17 protein-coding genes and 2 pseudogenes are annotated in these 14692 nt (G+C 51.3%); 5 read left to right on the forward strand and 14 right to left on the reverse strand.

The features are described 5' to 3' along the window. Positions 1–166 precede the first annotated feature (166 nt). The 11 genes from LGS26_RS03395 to LGS26_RS03445 form a co-directional block, all read right to left on the reverse strand. Positions 167–574, reverse strand: coding sequence for a FixH family protein (locus LGS26_RS03395; protein WP_237889243.1), 408 nt, complete (start codon positions 572–574; stop codon positions 167–169). A 78-nt stretch (positions 575–652) separates the two neighbouring features. Then, positions 653–1237 carry a hypothetical protein gene (locus tag LGS26_RS03400; protein ID WP_237889244.1) on the reverse strand — a complete coding sequence of 195 codons (585 nt, stop codon included), beginning with the start codon at positions 1235–1237 and terminating at the stop codon, positions 653–655. 43 nt (positions 1238–1280) lie between these two features. Further along, positions 1281–1979 (reverse strand): type 1 glutamine amidotransferase, encoded by a 699-nt coding sequence (locus LGS26_RS03405; protein WP_237889245.1) that lies wholly within the window; start codon positions 1977–1979, stop codon positions 1281–1283. A gap of 18 nt (positions 1980–1997) precedes the next feature. After that, a complete protein-coding gene (locus LGS26_RS03410; protein WP_237889838.1) occupies positions 1998–3128 on the reverse strand; it encodes a 3-deoxy-7-phosphoheptulonate synthase in 1131 nt (376 codons plus the stop codon). Between the two features lie 284 nt (positions 3129–3412). Next, positions 3413–3640, reverse strand: a complete 228-nt coding sequence (locus LGS26_RS03415) for a FeoA family protein (protein WP_237889246.1) — start codon at positions 3638–3640, stop codon at positions 3413–3415. A gap of 259 nt (positions 3641–3899) precedes the next feature. Continuing rightward, the gene (locus LGS26_RS03420) at positions 3900–4103 is read right to left on the reverse strand and encodes a cold-shock protein (RefSeq protein WP_237889247.1); all 204 of its coding nucleotides are present in this window, start codon (positions 4101–4103) and stop codon (positions 3900–3902) included. A gap of 299 nt (positions 4104–4402) precedes the next feature. Continuing rightward, complete coding sequence (locus tag LGS26_RS03425; RefSeq protein WP_237889248.1) at positions 4403–5356, reverse strand: dihydroorotate dehydrogenase; 954 nt, start codon at positions 5354–5356, stop codon at positions 4403–4405. After that, positions 5353–6135 carry a dihydroorotate dehydrogenase electron transfer subunit gene (locus LGS26_RS03430; protein WP_237889249.1) on the reverse strand — a complete coding sequence of 261 codons (783 nt, stop codon included), beginning with the start codon at positions 6133–6135 and terminating at the stop codon, positions 5353–5355. The genes LGS26_RS03425 and LGS26_RS03430 overlap by 4 nt, the downstream gene beginning before the upstream one ends. A gap of 2 nt (positions 6136–6137) precedes the next feature. Beyond that, positions 6138–7004, reverse strand: coding sequence for a UbiA-like polyprenyltransferase (locus LGS26_RS03435; RefSeq protein WP_237889250.1), 867 nt, complete (start codon positions 7002–7004; stop codon positions 6138–6140). After that, a complete protein-coding gene (locus tag LGS26_RS03440; RefSeq protein ID WP_237889251.1) occupies positions 7001–7600 on the reverse strand; it encodes a UbiX family flavin prenyltransferase in 600 nt (199 codons plus the stop codon). The genes LGS26_RS03435 and LGS26_RS03440 overlap by 4 nt, the downstream gene beginning before the upstream one ends. A gap of 3 nt (positions 7601–7603) precedes the next feature. Then, a complete protein-coding gene (locus tag LGS26_RS03445; RefSeq protein WP_237889252.1) occupies positions 7604–9061 on the reverse strand; it encodes a menaquinone biosynthesis decarboxylase in 1458 nt (485 codons plus the stop codon). Between the two features lie 1083 nt (positions 9062–10144). On the opposite strand from LGS26_RS03445, the gene LGS26_RS03450 reads away from it, so the two are divergent. The 3 genes from LGS26_RS03450 (at position 10145) to LGS26_RS03460 (ending at position 10761) form a co-directional block, all read left to right on the forward strand. Beyond that, on the forward strand, positions 10145–10321 hold the full coding sequence (locus tag LGS26_RS03450) for a hypothetical protein (protein WP_237889253.1): 177 nt from the start codon (positions 10145–10147) through the stop codon (positions 10319–10321). Positions 10322–10457: 136 nt separating this feature from the next. After that, on the forward strand, positions 10458–10595 hold the full coding sequence (locus LGS26_RS03455) for a hypothetical protein (protein ID WP_237889254.1): 138 nt from the start codon (positions 10458–10460) through the stop codon (positions 10593–10595). A gap of 25 nt (positions 10596–10620) precedes the next feature. Further along, positions 10621–10761, forward strand: coding sequence for a hypothetical protein (locus LGS26_RS03460; protein ID WP_237889255.1), 141 nt, complete (start codon positions 10621–10623; stop codon positions 10759–10761). 198 nt (positions 10762–10959) lie between these two features. On the opposite strand, the gene LGS26_RS03465 is transcribed toward LGS26_RS03460, so the two are convergent. From LGS26_RS03465 to LGS26_RS03475, 3 genes and pseudogenes are all read right to left on the reverse strand, one after another. Then, a complete protein-coding gene (locus LGS26_RS03465) occupies positions 10960–12204 on the reverse strand; it encodes a multiheme c-type cytochrome (protein WP_237889256.1) in 1245 nt (414 codons plus the stop codon). Between the two features lie 155 nt (positions 12205–12359). Continuing rightward, positions 12360–12605: pseudogene (locus LGS26_RS03470) on the reverse strand (transposase); the annotation flags it as partial. Positions 12606–12853: 248 nt separating this feature from the next. Next, positions 12854–12973: pseudogene (locus LGS26_RS03475) on the reverse strand (glycosyltransferase); the annotation flags it as partial. A gap of 162 nt (positions 12974–13135) precedes the next feature. On the opposite strand from LGS26_RS03475, the gene LGS26_RS09655 reads away from it, so the two are divergent. Continuing rightward, positions 13136–13264: a hypothetical protein gene (locus LGS26_RS09655; protein WP_269137058.1), complete on the forward strand. Its 129-nt coding sequence runs from the start codon at positions 13136–13138 to the stop codon at positions 13262–13264. A gap of 19 nt (positions 13265–13283) precedes the next feature. Next, a complete protein-coding gene (locus tag LGS26_RS03480; RefSeq protein ID WP_237889257.1) occupies positions 13284–14609 on the forward strand; it encodes a replication-associated recombination protein A in 1326 nt (441 codons plus the stop codon). Positions 14610–14692 lie beyond the last annotated feature (83 nt).

The raw sequence follows: 14692 nt of genomic DNA on the forward strand, positions 1-14692 counted from the left end.
ACTGAAGTCCGTATATGGGGCCGCTCGTTCAGTCATTCCATTCGGAAATCACAAATCGCAGATGACCGGCAATGCCAGGCGTGTTATTGCTATAAGTAACAATCTCAAAAAAGCGGAAGGTGCAAACCTTCCGCTGTCCCAGCAAAAACCAATATTTTCTGCGGACTTATTTTACATCAATATCGAATGACGTGTTGATATGTTTATTGCCGTTTGCTGCTGCCACATCGACAATCCAGCGCCCCTGCATCGTAAATTCGACCGTGGCGACGCATGAGGAACCCTTATGTTCCAGATCCACTGGTGCAACCATATATGCCATCTTTTCCACCTTTTGGGTAATCTTCTCTTCTTGCATATAAGCCCGCAATCTTACGACAGGATTTGTCAAAGGCTTCCCTGTTGGATCGGTAACAGTAATTTTTAAGGTATTGTCTCCGACATGCGGCGGCATTTTTTCAAAGGCAATGGCTACAGTGTAGTCATCCACCTTCTGTTTCATTGCTCCATCTGCCGCATACGCTGCCCCTTCCACAAACAGTAAAACAATTACCCAAATAATGACATTCTTCATCTGCTTCCTCTTAATAAAATTGGATTAGAATCGAACCAACATGACTACTGAATTAGAGTATGGGCGTTATTTTATTTGTTAAGACTCCTTTTCCATCCCCAGTCTCTTTTCAATCTCGGAGTTTATCTCAAGCATCTTTTTGTATCCTGGGTCACTCCCATCCAGGAGTTTTTCAAAGTCTATATCCCGAAGAAGGCCTATGACCGATGCCGTTTTTTGCGCCCGCGCCTCTATCTCATCAAGCGCCTTGCCCTGCTGGTCGTCAAGACCGCTAGTTTCCCTTAGTCGCCTCACATCGATCTCTGTTACGAGCGCTGCGTTCAAAAAATAATGTGAAAGGACCATCACGAGCTGTCTTACCGCACGGAGAACGCTCGCCCGTTTTTCGTTTTCATATCTGAGCGCAGCAAGTCTCCTTTTTCTTTCGATCACCATGCCTGCAAGCAGGCCTGCCACCCCGCAAAGGGATATAAAGGTAAAGGACATGGGCAGCATCTGTCTGGAGAAGATAAGATGCGCAAAGGATGAAAGGCCATGGGCGCCCGGCTCAATATCCAGCTTTCCATGGGAGGTGAACAGGCTCAAGACAAGCATCATGTAAGGATGCGCAAAGAGTGCTCCAGCCGCAATACCGACTGCAAAACATATTGTTTTAAAAGGCATCTTTCCCTTCATGAAAACCGCATGGAAGGAATTGAAATTTGATTCATGCCTGCCTTTCCATTGCATCGAGCAGGGCATGGAGGTTTTTCTTTAATTCAATAAAAAGGGTCTCAGTTCCAAGAAGCTTATCCGCTTTTTGTATGAATTCTCCTTCCTCAAGGAGTTCCTCCTGGCAACCTCTTACAATGGCCTCAATGCTTTCTCTTGTGGACTCCATGTGAAATTGCAGCCCTACGACCCTTTCCCCATAGACAAAGGCCTGATTGGCGCATGCCATGGAAGATGCGATGTGGAGGGCGCTTTCGGGTATTGCAAAGGTATCGCCGTGCCAGTGGAAGGCCTTGAATGTGGCGGGCAGACCTTTAAATATCGGCGAATTCCATCCGTGAGGCGTGAGGGAGACGTCGAACCACCCGATCTCCTTCACTATGTTCCTGCGCACGGGGGCTCCAAGCACATTTGCAAGGAGCTGTGCGCCAAGACAGACCCCAAGGATCAATTTGTCAGCCTTGATAGACGCTTCAATAAATTTTTTTTCTTTGGAGAGCCATGGGTATCTGTCCTCGTCGTAGACGCCCATCGACCCACCCATTACGATCAGCCAGTCGAAGGCGTCAACCTCGGGCAGTGGATCGCCCTTATATACGTGAACACCCGATACGGTATAGCCCTTTTCAGCGGCCCATCCGCCTATGGCCCCGATCCCCTCGAATGATTCGTGCTGTATGTAGCATATGCGCATACCGCTCCCTCGCCATATTTATGCATGCCATTTCTTAAATAATTCCCGTTCAGCAAGGGCCTTGCGTTCCTCATAGGCCTTTCTCGTTATCCTAACGTCCTCTAGGAAGTGGTCAAGTTCTTTCATGGTAAGGGCCTGCGGTCCATCGCACAGCGCCAGTTCGGGCCTTGGATGGAACTCTACCAGGATCATGTTTGCCCCTGCAATGACGCCCTGGGCCGTTGCATGAAATATATCAAGGATGCCGTCAGCAGCCCTGTCCTTTGTCCCGACGGAATGGGTCGGGTCTATGCATACCGGGAGTCTGGTAAGACGTTTGATCACCGGCACATGGGAAAAATCAACGAGGTTTCGGTGCGGGTCGCCAAGCCTTGTCTTTACACCTCTCAGACAGAATATGATCTTGCGGTTGCCTTCGCTTGCTATATATTCACAGGCGTTCAGCGCCTCCTCGATGCTGAGCCCCATGCCTCTTTTATAGAGGACCGGAAATTCCTGCTGTGAACCAGCGGCCTTCAACAGTTCGAAGTTCTGCGCATTCCTGGTGCCTATCTGGAGCATGACGCCGGTTGGCCTTCCGGCCTTTTCAAGCGCATCTGCAATTTCGTCTATATGGTCCTCTCTAAGGACCTCCATTGCTATCACCTTGATCCCGTATTTTCCGGCCAGTTCGAACACCCACGGGAGGCAATCCTTGCCATGGCCCTGGAAGTCATATGGGCTTGTGCGGGGCTTGTATGCGCCCATCCGGGCTGTGACGACCCCAGTCCTCTGGAGGTTCTTGAGTATGATTTCTACATGTTCTCGGGTATCGACCGCACATGGTCCTATGAATGTATGCAGGGAGTTCTGATCAAAGTAAAGGCCATTGTATTCAAACCCGATCTGGTCCAGTTGCCCGCCGTGGCGTCCTATCAGACGGTACTTACTCGAGACGCGTACTACCTTTTCGACACCTGGCATGTGTTCGATGGTCTCGGTCGGTATGTGGTGGGTAGGCCCTATGAGATATATCTCAGTAACCGTACGGCTTACGCCACTCACCTCTGATATCTTGGTCTTTATGTCGGGAAATTGGCGTAGATATTCAAGTATCCCACTCACCTCCGGGCCGTTCGGCTCGACCTCTGGCTTAATAATGATTATCATGACGTTACCTCTTTTTTTCTGATTTTTTCTGAAGTTAGTCTTGATGGCGTCGCAAAAAACGCCGACTGCCATGTTGCTCTGCCTCCTTCGTCACCACGGCGTACGGGGCGTACAGGAGGTATGCCTTATTCCTTAGGATCTGCACGCCTTGCATTGACGATTTTTGCTTAACCATCTCATGTCAATGACTTTTTTACGAGACCATCAATTTTTTATACTTTCACAGATTATGCAAATAAATGCAAGTACTGCCCGACATATAAGTAAGGCTACCATAATGGTCTTTAGACCTTTTCCACAATGATCTCCCTTGCCTCTTCATGACGAAGGCTTACGTGGTAGCCTTTTATCAGGTATTCTACTGGGTCTTTAAGTGGGGCGTATTTTACCACCTCCACCTCTGCCATAGCTACAAAACCCATCTCAAGTAGTCTTTTTTTAAATGGGCCTCTGGCGAGTATCTTTACAACCCGGGCTTTTTCACCGGTATGGAGGTCATCAAGTGTCGTCACCGCTGTTTCCCTTTCATGCTTGCAATACAATTAAGCCTTTTACAGAAGGGCTGTTATCCTCATTCCGGACAAAGGCCTTTTTTATTTCATTAGGTTCCATTGAGTTCCCTTCGGCAGACAGAAACGAAAGGGCAAAATGGCAGTAAAATTTTAATAAGGTCAATATGCAAGAAGGCATCTTTGACCCCTATTGGATAACTTTACAGACAAAAAAAGGGGCAACTCTTCGTAGCCCCTTTTTGGCGAAGTTATCTAAAATTTAATGCGTTGGGCGCACATTGGAGGCCTGCGGACCTTTCGGGCCGTTTACCACATCGAATTCCACCTCTTGGCCTTCACTTAGGGACTTGAATCCTTCAGACTGAATTGCACTGAAATGAACGAACACATCAGGTCCTTTTTCCTGCGAGATGAACCCGAATCCTTTTTGATCATTAAACCATTTAACGGTACCTTTTGCCATGGACATTGCTCCTTTCCTTGTGATTTAGGATTTAGATATTTCTGGGCATTTTACCCATACGTTGCACTACCGATGGTTCGAAACGCCCAGACGGAAAGGTCCGTCCTTCTGCTGATTTTCTACGTCCATCGAGTGTAAACCTGTTGTTCATTGGTGATTCAATTAAATTATTGGATTTGACTTGGGGGGATTTTCTTGCAAGATAATAACTTAGAAATTTGCACTACTCTCCCGATCGTTACCTCACCTTCTTTTCAATAAATGATAGGGCATGTCCGTCATTTCGTCAAGTAAAAATTTCAATCTCGAGGGATAGGCAGGTCATCTATCCGTAGAAAGTTGTTTTTTTTCATATAATCCCTCACCCCTGCTATGATATCGATGGCTACAGAAGGTTTTACCAGCGTGGCAGTCCCGACCTCGATGGCCGACGCCCCTGCCATAAGGAACTCAAGTGCATCGCTGGCGCTTGATATCCCGCCTATCCCTATAATCGGCACGTCGATCGCCCCGGCCACCTGCCATACCATGCGAAGGGCTATGGGTTTGATGGCGGGACCAGAGAGGCCGCCGACGACATTTCCAAGGGCTGGGCGTCTCTTGTCGATGTCTATAGCCATTCCAAGAGGGGTGTTTATGAGGGAGATGGCATCTGCCCCTGCCGCCGTGACCGCTCTGGCTATTTCGACTATATCCGTCACGTTGGGCGAGAGCTTGACGATTACAGGAAGGCCGGTTGCGGCCTTTACGGCCCTTGTTACCCCTGCCGCAGCGTTCGGGTCCGCGCCGATGGCCAGTCCGCCTGCCAGCACATTAGGGCATGAGATATTCACCTCTATTGCATCTATCCCGTCTGTCCCGTCAATGCGTCTTGCCAGACTTGCGTATTCTTCTTGAGAGTTTCCGAGGATGTTGACAATGACCCTGGTATTGATCTTTCTGAGCCAGGGCAGCTTATCCCTGATAAACGCCTCTATCCCTATATTTTCAAGACCTATGGAGTTCAGGAGGCCGCACGGCGTCTCTGCTATGCGGGGCGGGGGGTTGCCCTGCCTTGGCTTCAGGGACAGACCCTTTACGACGATTCCGCCAAGTGCGCTGAGATCGATAAGGTCGCCTATCTCCACCCCATAGCCGCATGTCCCTGAGGCAAGGAGTACTGGATTTTTCAACTTCAATCCACCTACATCAACAGACATATCCGGAGATATATCCTGGTCTTGCGGCATTTTTACCCTGGTCGTTTTCTTCATATCTCCCAGTCTATCTCCGTTGAATCTGTCACAGGCCCGTCTTTGCAGACATGAAGATAACCCCCGCTGGTCTTTTTGACCGCGCAGCCAAGGCATGCCCCTATGCCACAGGCCATCCCAGCCTCAAGCGAGGCCTCACACCTCGTTCCAAACTTGACTGTAAGGTCGTGTACAGCCCTCATCATGGGCCATGGACCGCAGGTATGGATCAATACATTTTTCTTAGAGAGGCATAGCTCCTTTTCAAGCATAGCCGTCACAAGACCCTTTTCGCCGAGGCTTCCATCTTCGGTAGTGATTAGGAGTCGTTCCGCGGATGCCTCAAATGTCTTGACGACCGGCAATATCTCTCCTTTCGTCTTGGCGCCTAGTATCACGCTGAACGCGCCTTCAAGCCTTTTTGCCAGGAAATGCAGCGGCGCCACGCCCATTCCGCCTCCGGCAAGGATGCGAGGTCCGCTGTGGTCAAGCCTGAATCCCCTGCCCAATGGCCCGATGATATCCAGGGAGTCACCCTCTTTTTTTTGAGAGAGGATATCCGTGCCCCGCCCTGTGACCTTATAGAGAAAGGATATATCCCCACTGTCTCCACTGTCGAAGATGGAAAGTGGCCGGCGAAGGAGCGGGTCAGACCGCAGATTGCCGTTTACGCTGAGCATGCAGAACTGTCCGGGTCTTGCGGCCCTGGCTATCTCCGGCGCCAGGATGGTCATAAGGAAGACGTCGTCAGACAACTTTTCGTTTTTTTTGATCTCTGCGCTCAGATCATATCTTGCCAAAGTTACATCCTCCATGTGAGGGATATGGCCGTGGCGGTAAACAAGATGATGCTTATGGCCGCGTTGCAGTTAAAAAATGCGGCGTCCATCTTTGAAAGGTCATCGGGCTTTACAAGCCTTCCTTGTGCAAACAGCAGTACAAAGACCGCAAGGACGCCGGCAAAGTATATCCAATTTAGACGAGCGAGCAATCCCGCCGATGCAAAGAGGATGAAGGCAGCCATATGTGATAGCCTCGATATGATGAATGCCTTTTTTGCGCCGAATGCGGCAGGAATGGATTTCAGCCCCTCCTTCCGGTCGAATTCCGTATCGAGGCAGGCGTAGAGGATATCAAAGCCGGCCATCCAGAATAGAAACCCAAGACTCAATACAATGGGCACAGACTCGATGTCGCCCCTGACCGCTATCCAGCCGGCGGTCGGGGCTATCCCGATCGAAAGGCCGAGAAAGATATGACAGAGGAATGTGAACCGTTTCATGTATGAATACAGCAGCAGGAGTGCAAGGACAAACGGAGAAAGGATGAATGCAAGGTGGTTAAGTTCATACGCCGACAGAAAATACAGCATGGCGGCGGCTATCGTTAGGCCCCAGGCTTCTTTCAGTCTTATGTCCCCCCTAGGCAGGGCACGTTGCGCCGTTCTGGGATTTTTTGCATCAAAAGGGAGGTCAACGATGCGGTTGAAGGTCATTGCGGTGGTCCTTGCCCCAACCATACCAACAAGGATCCAGAGGGAGGTCTTTAAATCAGGTGGGCCGCCTGCGGCCAGAAAGGCCCCGAGGAAGGCAAAGGGCAGGGCGAAGACGGTGTGTTCAAACTTGATCATCTCAAGGATCGTCTTTGTCTTTTTTATAACATAGGTCATACGCCGCATCTCCCTTCCCATCGTTTTAGGTTTTCTATATTAAAACCTAGGAATTCTGCTATCCTTCCTGCAAAAAACAAGGCCATCTCGTCAATGTTCCTTGGTTTGTGATAGAAGCTAGGCATGGCCGGATAAATGACCGCACCCGCCTCCTCTGCCAAGAGCATATTCCTTAAATGTATGCGGTTGAAGGGGGTTTCCCTTGGGACGAGTACAAGCGGGCGTCTTTCCTTCAAAAAGCAGTCCGCCGCCCTGTGTATGAGATTTCCACTTATGCCGTGGGCGATTGCTGCAAGGGTACCCATGGTGCATGGGAGGATCACCATTGCCTGCCATCTTGCACTGCCGCTCGCGGGCCGGGCCGTAAGGTCATCCACCCCGTACACGACATCGGCTGTTTTCTTCAGCATCCTGCATCCTTCGTCTCCAAGTTCAAGTCTCGTCACCTCCATGCCAGCCTTGGATATGACAAGGTGGACCTCTTGGCCAAGGTCTTTCATTATCCCCATGAATTTCAGGCTGTAGATGGCTCCGCTTGCGCCTGTGATCGCGAGGAGGACAGGGGCATTTTCTGTCCAGTTTATTTGGTTTGTCACTTCTCAGCCCCTCCGATCAAGACCGAGTTTGGGCCACAGCCTGTCTATCCTGGTCTTTACATCCCTGTCCATCTCTATTATATCCGGCCATTTTCTCATAAAACCCTCCTCCGGCCATTTTTTGGTACAATCTATGCCCATCTTGCTCCCGTAATGCGGAAGCGGCGAGGCGTGGTCAAGGGCGTCTACCGGGCCGTCTACAAATACCGTGTCGCGCCGCGGATCCACGTTGTTTCCAAGTCTCCAGAGGCAGTGAGAGACGTCTTGGACGTCTACTTCTTTGTCAAAGACACAAATGATCTTGGAGAACATCATCTGACCCAGACCCCAAATGGCGTGCATGACCTTCTTGGCATGACCCGGATAGCGCTTGTCTATGGAAATGAAGACTAGGTTGTGGAAGATGCCCTCGATAGGCAGGTTCATATCGATGACCTCGGGCATGGTCTTTTTGATCAGAGGTAAAAAAAGTCGTTCGGTGGCCTTTGCCATGTAACAGTCTTCCTGAGGGGGTCTGCCTACTATCGTAGCCGGGTATATGGCGTCTTTTCGGTGGGTCATGCAGGTTACATGGAAGACCGGGTAGAGATCGGCAAGGGAATAATAACCCGTGTGGTCGCCGAACGGGCCCTCCATACGTCTCTCACCGGGTTCCACATAACCTTCAAGCACGATCTGTGAATAGGCCGGGACCTCGAGGTCAATGGTCAGGCATTTAACGAGCTCGACAGGTTCGTTTCTTAAAAATCCGGCGAAGATCACCTCGTCTATGTCTTCAGGGAGCGGGGCTGTGGCCGCGTAGGTCATGGCTGGATCAGGGCCTATGGCGACCGCCACTGGGAGGCGTTTTCTTAGGCGCTCTGCGACCCTGTAGTGCTGGGCGCCCCCTTTGTGGGCGTGCCAGTGCATGCCGGTGGTGTTTTTGTCAAATATCTGCATCCTATACATGCCAGCGTTTCTTATGCCTGTCTCAGGGTGCCGGGTAAACACAACCGGAAGCGTGATGAACGGCCCCCCATCCTCGGGCCAGCAGTGAAGCACGGGTAGAAGGCCTAGATCAACATCTTCCCCCTTATAGACCACCTCTTGACACCTGGCCTTTTTGACCAGTTTTGGCATGGCCGAGTCCATGCGTCTGAGTTTCGGGATGAGCCTCAGCTTCTTGATTATGGTGTCCGGCGCCTCCGCCTCGATAAAGTCCATGACCTCTTCGCCAAGGGCGTTTAGGTTAGGCACTTCAAGGGCCATAGCCATCCTTTTATAGGAACCGAAGGCGTTTGTAAGTACAGACATCTTGAAACCCCGGACATTTTCGAACAGCAGCGCGGGGCCATAGCGTTTTGATACCCTGTCCGTTATCTCGGTTATCTCAAGACGTGGGCTCACCGGTTCCTTTATGCGGACCAGTTCGCCTGCGGCGTCAAGCCTCTTTACAAATTCCTGCAGATCGCGGTAGGCCATGAAAGCTCCTTTGTTTAAGGAAAATTTAACGGTTGTTCTCAGCAAGTGTAAGGTCTTTTGTAAAAAAGGCAAGAAATGCAACGTGGGTTACCTGTATCTTTTTACATCCATTACCTTACATGTATCTGCTATCCATTCCGGATATGCATGAATCCATTATGAAAGAGTTGTAGACCTAGTTGGTGAATACAATAATGAAGTTAGACTGGTGATTTAGAAATTGGTTTATACACAGCACGCCCGGAAAGATGCTCAGAAACTATTTTTAGCAGTTTGAAAGAAGAAACACAGTCACTTTTGATGGTTCTGCGTGAAAATCCATTTAAAATCCACTACTTAAAAATTGGCTGGTGATTTGTCCATTCACCCTCAATAATGACTACGTCCTCTGTACGTGAATCTCGCTGCCTGATTTCGAGGATAGCGAAAGTATTAGCCTAAGGCAAGGGCGCCGCCGCGAGGTGGGGCCTAAAGGAAGCCGGAGTGCAAAGCTGTGAGCCGACGAACAGAAACGTCATATAAGATATAAGGCGAGTCTCCGGGTAAGACAGCACAGCATGCCAGAGCCCTGGATTGATTGCGCGCCATTCAGACGCTTACCCGTTGGACGTCCCATTTTACTGTCCTGCAAAATGCTCAGGGGATACGGTAAATGGCGCGGTTGTGCAGTGGAAGTTGATGCTCGCCGTCCATGGCTCAACCCCCTATCGGGCACCTGCGTCTGTCCCATTCCGCGGTCCTGCGGAATGGTAACGTCCTTATCCGGGGAGACCTGTCTCTAATGCTGGGCAGATTCCTGTTCAGTGAGAATATGGCAGGGGCTATAGGTACCCAAATGTCCCGGCTTCTCCAGGAGGGAGTTTTTGCCTGGGAGGGATACGAACCCAAGGAAAGCGGATAGGACAGGAAATTGTCCAGCGCCATACTGGGCAACCTTTGTGGTGAAGGGGCAGGAGTCAGCAGGGGCCATAGCAGGCGAAGGAATCTGCCATGGGCGCCGTGGCAGTTAGAAATGAGCCCTGGAAAACAGGGATAGACTCACCTCGCCGAAGGGCCGAACACGAAGAAAGGGGGAATACATCTATGAGTTCTGACACGTTGTTGAATCTGTACGGGGGAGAGGTGGCAGTGCGCGTCATGGAAAGGCGGACTGCTGGTTTTGATCTGCTTGAGCATATACTTGAGCCTGACAACCTCAACCGTGCCTGGAAACAGGTAAAGGCTAACAAAGGGCTCCAGGAGCTGATGGAGTTACCATAGCGCAGTTTCCGGCATACATCGAGGAGAGATGGCACGGTATAGGCGCTGCCATACTGGATGAACATATGTCCTATCTCCGGTCCTGAGGCTGAAGATACCGAAACGTGACAGAGGAACGCCCTTGGATACTACCCTAATGGACCGAGTGATCCAGCAGGCCATGGCCCAGGTTCTAATGCCGATGTTCGACCCGGAGTTCCCGGAATCGAGCTTTAGTTTCCGTTCGGGCCGTTCCGCGTATAACCAGTCTACCAGGTACGGAACTACATCATAAAGCAGGGTTACAGGATAGCAGTGACATGGCCCTTGCGGGATTTTTCGATATGGTAAACCAGGATGTGCTGATGAGCCGCATATCCCGCAAGGTTAAGGATAAGAGGGTTCTTGGGCTCATCAGCCGGTATCTCCGTGCCGGTGTGGTCAACAAGGGACGCCCGTAGGCCATCCGCAAGGGCATGCCCCAGTGAGGGCTTTTTTCACCGCTTCTTGCAAATATCCTGAAGATGACCTGGATAGGGAACTTGAGGAAAGGGAGTCCTCGATTTGTAAGATATGCTGATGACTTTATCTAAAGTAAAGCCGGCGTAGGATGTGCCTTGTTCCTCAGCACATCCTACGCCGGCTATTTACAACAGAGGTCACTTCCCGTAGCGTTTCTGGTAGAACTCCTGGATCTTCGCGCGATCCTCCTTGGAGAGCCCCTGCTTCAGCCAGCAGTTGGCCGGTTCGTTGAGGACCTCGGCCGTGACGCCCGGCAGAAGTGCTTCCGCCTCGGGAAGGAACCTGCTGTAGAAGTCCTTCGCCACATCGTAAAAACCGTGCCACTGGACATAGTCGGGCCCCATCATGGAGGCCCCCATGCGGGCTCTACGACCTTCGTGATGCCAGATCTCGAAGTAGTCCCACTGGATCTTCTTAGAGAAGGGGGATGGACCAAGTTTGCCCGCTGCCTGGAGCTTGGCCATGATGACCTTGGCGGGCTCTCCGAACTTGTGGTTGTAGAGCTCCACGGCGTAATCGTACTGGACATAGAAGTTGTTGACCCAGTCCGAGGCGTGACAGTTGAAGCAGACCTTCTCCATCTCATTGCGTTTCTGCTGCCAGTTGGCCGTGTGGATCGATACCTCTGGCCTGAGCGTCCAGGAGAGGCGCGTGCCAACGTCATGGGTCTTGGCCACTCCTTTGGCTGCGCCCATGTGGCAGGTGGCGCAGGTGGGGGCGGCATTGTAATCCTTCCCCAGGATCCAGGAACGCGAATCGAGATTCATCCGCCCCTTCAGAGTGGCATAGGTGACGCCGTGTTTGCTCTCGGCATAGATCTCCTCTTGGGGATGGTCGGGGCCCAGGTGGCAGTAGCCGCAGCCCTCTGGCTGACGGGCGATAGAGACAGAGAAGGTATGGCGGCTGTGGCAGACGGAGCAGGAGCCCTTGGAACCGTCGGGGTTGATGCGACCGATGCCCTCGTTGGGCCAGGTGGCGGGGTCAAGCTTGCCGTTTTTGAGCACCTTTACGGTGCTGCCGTGGCATTGAACGCAGCCACTCACTGTCGCTGGCGGTCCCTCCACCACGTCGCCGAGCACGTTGTCAAGCGAACCCAGAATCTTACCTGCTTGAGCGTGATGGCTAGCCTCGAACTGGGCTGTCTCGTCGGGATGGCATTGGCTGCACTGCTTGGGGGTGACGACGACGGAGATGCGGTGGCCGTAGTGCTCGAAGCCGTCGGGACGGCCCTTGTCTACCTGGTGGCACTCGAAACATGCGATGCCCGCCTTTGCGTGCCGGCTCTGCGCCCACTGTTGCACTACCACTGGGTCCGCCTCCTTCTCGTGGCAGGCGATGCAAGCCCTGCTCTCAGGAGAGTTGGCCGCCAGAAGTGCCTTCATGGCGGACGCAGTCTTTGGGCCTACTGCGAGGATCAAGGCCGCTAAGGTGGCTAAAATGATAGAGAAATGGTACCAACCTTTCCTCATGGTCTTTCCTTTCTTGGCAGTTTGATAAAAATTCCCTATTATAAGGGGAGCATAAAAAAATGATACTGTCAACTATTTTGTGTGAATTTTAAAATAGGCAAATTGGGTCGCACCTTGCCTATTGGATTTGACCTCCAGGTCAGTTCCATTTTTAATGATATAAATGCGAGAAGCCTGTAACAGGCATCCTCCCCGGCTACGATCTCCATGGGCCTTGTCCTGCGCCTGAATTCCTTGTTTAGCCGCTCAATGATGTTCGTTGTCCGCAATGATATCCATTCCTCTTCCGGAAAGTTGAAGAATGTCAGACAGGAATACCTTCTCAAGACCCGAAAGTCCATCCATAATCCCAAGCATGACCGATCCGCTACCTTTGATACAGAACCCCCTGGGATATCCGCTGTTAGATGATTTGCCTCGCCCTTGGACCGTTTATATTCATTACGACCCAGATAGTGCGTCAGCTCCGCTTGTTTTTGTTATTTGGGATAACAAATATTATATAAGTGTGCCCCTTTTTTACCCTATTTTATTTTCACATAAGAAAAGTTATAATATTTATTTTTTTCCATTTGGCTATAAGTTGTGGAATCAGCTCCGGCGGGTCCTGAATATCTGCATCGATTGGAATGACAGCCATTCCAGATGAAAAATCAAGCCCTGTCGTTAAAGCTGCTCCTTTTGATTAGATACCTCCCCCGGTAACAAACCCTACCCCCCATTGTCAAGACAAAAAACAGGCCTCTTTACAGGCCTCTTTAAGGTGGATTAATTGAAATAGTCGTGATTTAATCTGATACTTCTTGTATAGATGGAATGAAATAATGAAATAAGGAGGAGTCAGATGACAACGGATCAGAAGATTATCAAGAACAAGCTTGGGCTGCCGGACAACACCGCCCTTGCAAGTTTTGAGTTCTTCATGTGCAATCATGACAAACTGTTTTTGTTGTCAATGCAAGTCATTTTATAATGGGAAAAGAAGACCAGCCATGAAAGAAGGTGGAAATATCCCGCTTGCCGAGCGTATGAGACCGGCAGATCTGAGTGAGGTTGTGGGCCAGCAGCACCTCCTTGGGCCCGGCAAGGTCTTGAGCGGCATAATAGCCGGCGGCAGGCTCCCATCCATAATACTCTGGGGGCCGCCAGGCTCAGGAAAGACGACCATTGCAAGGCTTCTGGCCAGGGCCGTGAATGCGAATTTTGTGAGTTTTTCCGCGGTGCTCTCTGGGGTTAAAGAATTGAGGGCGGTGATAGAAGAGGCCAGGGCGGATACGAAAAAGTACTTGCGGCCAACGATCCTCTTTGTGGATGAGATACACAGGTTTAACAAGGCCCAGCAGGACGCCTTTCTCCCCCATGTGGAACAGGGGGTCATAACGCTCATAGGCGCGACCACGGAAAATCCGTCTTTTGAGATCATCTCGCCGCTTCTTTCAAGGTGCAAGGTCCTGACCCTTGATCCCCTTGACGAAGTGGCCTTGAAAACGATCCTTGACCGGGCGCTGGCGGACAGGGAAAGGGGATTGGGTGCGCTTGAGCTCTCTATAGAGCCTGAGGCTGCGGAATTGCTGATAGGACGCGCGGATGGAGATGCAAGGACGCTTCTGAACAACCTTGAACTTTCCGGGGAGCTTGCCGCCTCTGCAAGGGCTGAGGGCAAGGGGGCGCTTATAACCGTAGGTCTTGTAGAAGAGGCGATACAGCAGAAGGCCTTGCGCTACGACAAGGCCGGTGAGGAACACTACAATCTTATCTCCGCCTTTCACAAGAGCCTGAGGGGCAGCGACCCTGATGCCGCCCTTTACTGGATGGCGCGGATGTTGGCGGCAGGGGAGGAGGCGCATTATATCGCAAGGCGGATGATCCGCTTTGCGTCAGAAGACGTGGGGAATGCAGATCCTAGCGCCCTCTCGATAGCTGTTTCTGCCCTGCAGGCGTTTGATTTTCTTGGTCCGACGGAAGGCGAACTCGCCCTCGCCCAGGCCGTGGTATATCTTGCAACCGCGCCCAAGAGCAACGCAGTCTATATGGCCTATGGCGATGCACAGGCGGACGCTAGGCGGCTCGGTTCCCTTGCTGTGCCGCTTCACATAAGAAATGCCCCGACGAGGCTCATGAAGGAGCTGGGCTACGGTGAGGGTTACCACTACGCCCATGACTATCCGGACGCCCTTGTACCGCAGGAATATCTGCCGGCTGAGCTCAAAAACCGCATATACTATAGGCCTACTGACAGGGGATACGAGCATATTGTTAAGGAGCGTCTTGAAAAGTGGCGGAAGATCCTTGCACAGCGAAGGGCTATCAAGAGGTAGTAATCTCTGATTTGAATTTTGCCTTGCACGATCCCGACGTCGGTGATTGACACGGCTGTGGAGTTTTGTTATCAGAGTGATGT

This window comes from Dissulfurimicrobium hydrothermale (assembly GCF_022026155.1).
GTDB classification, from domain to species: Bacteria; Desulfobacterota; Dissulfuribacteria; order Dissulfuribacterales; family Sh68; genus Dissulfurimicrobium; species Dissulfurimicrobium hydrothermale.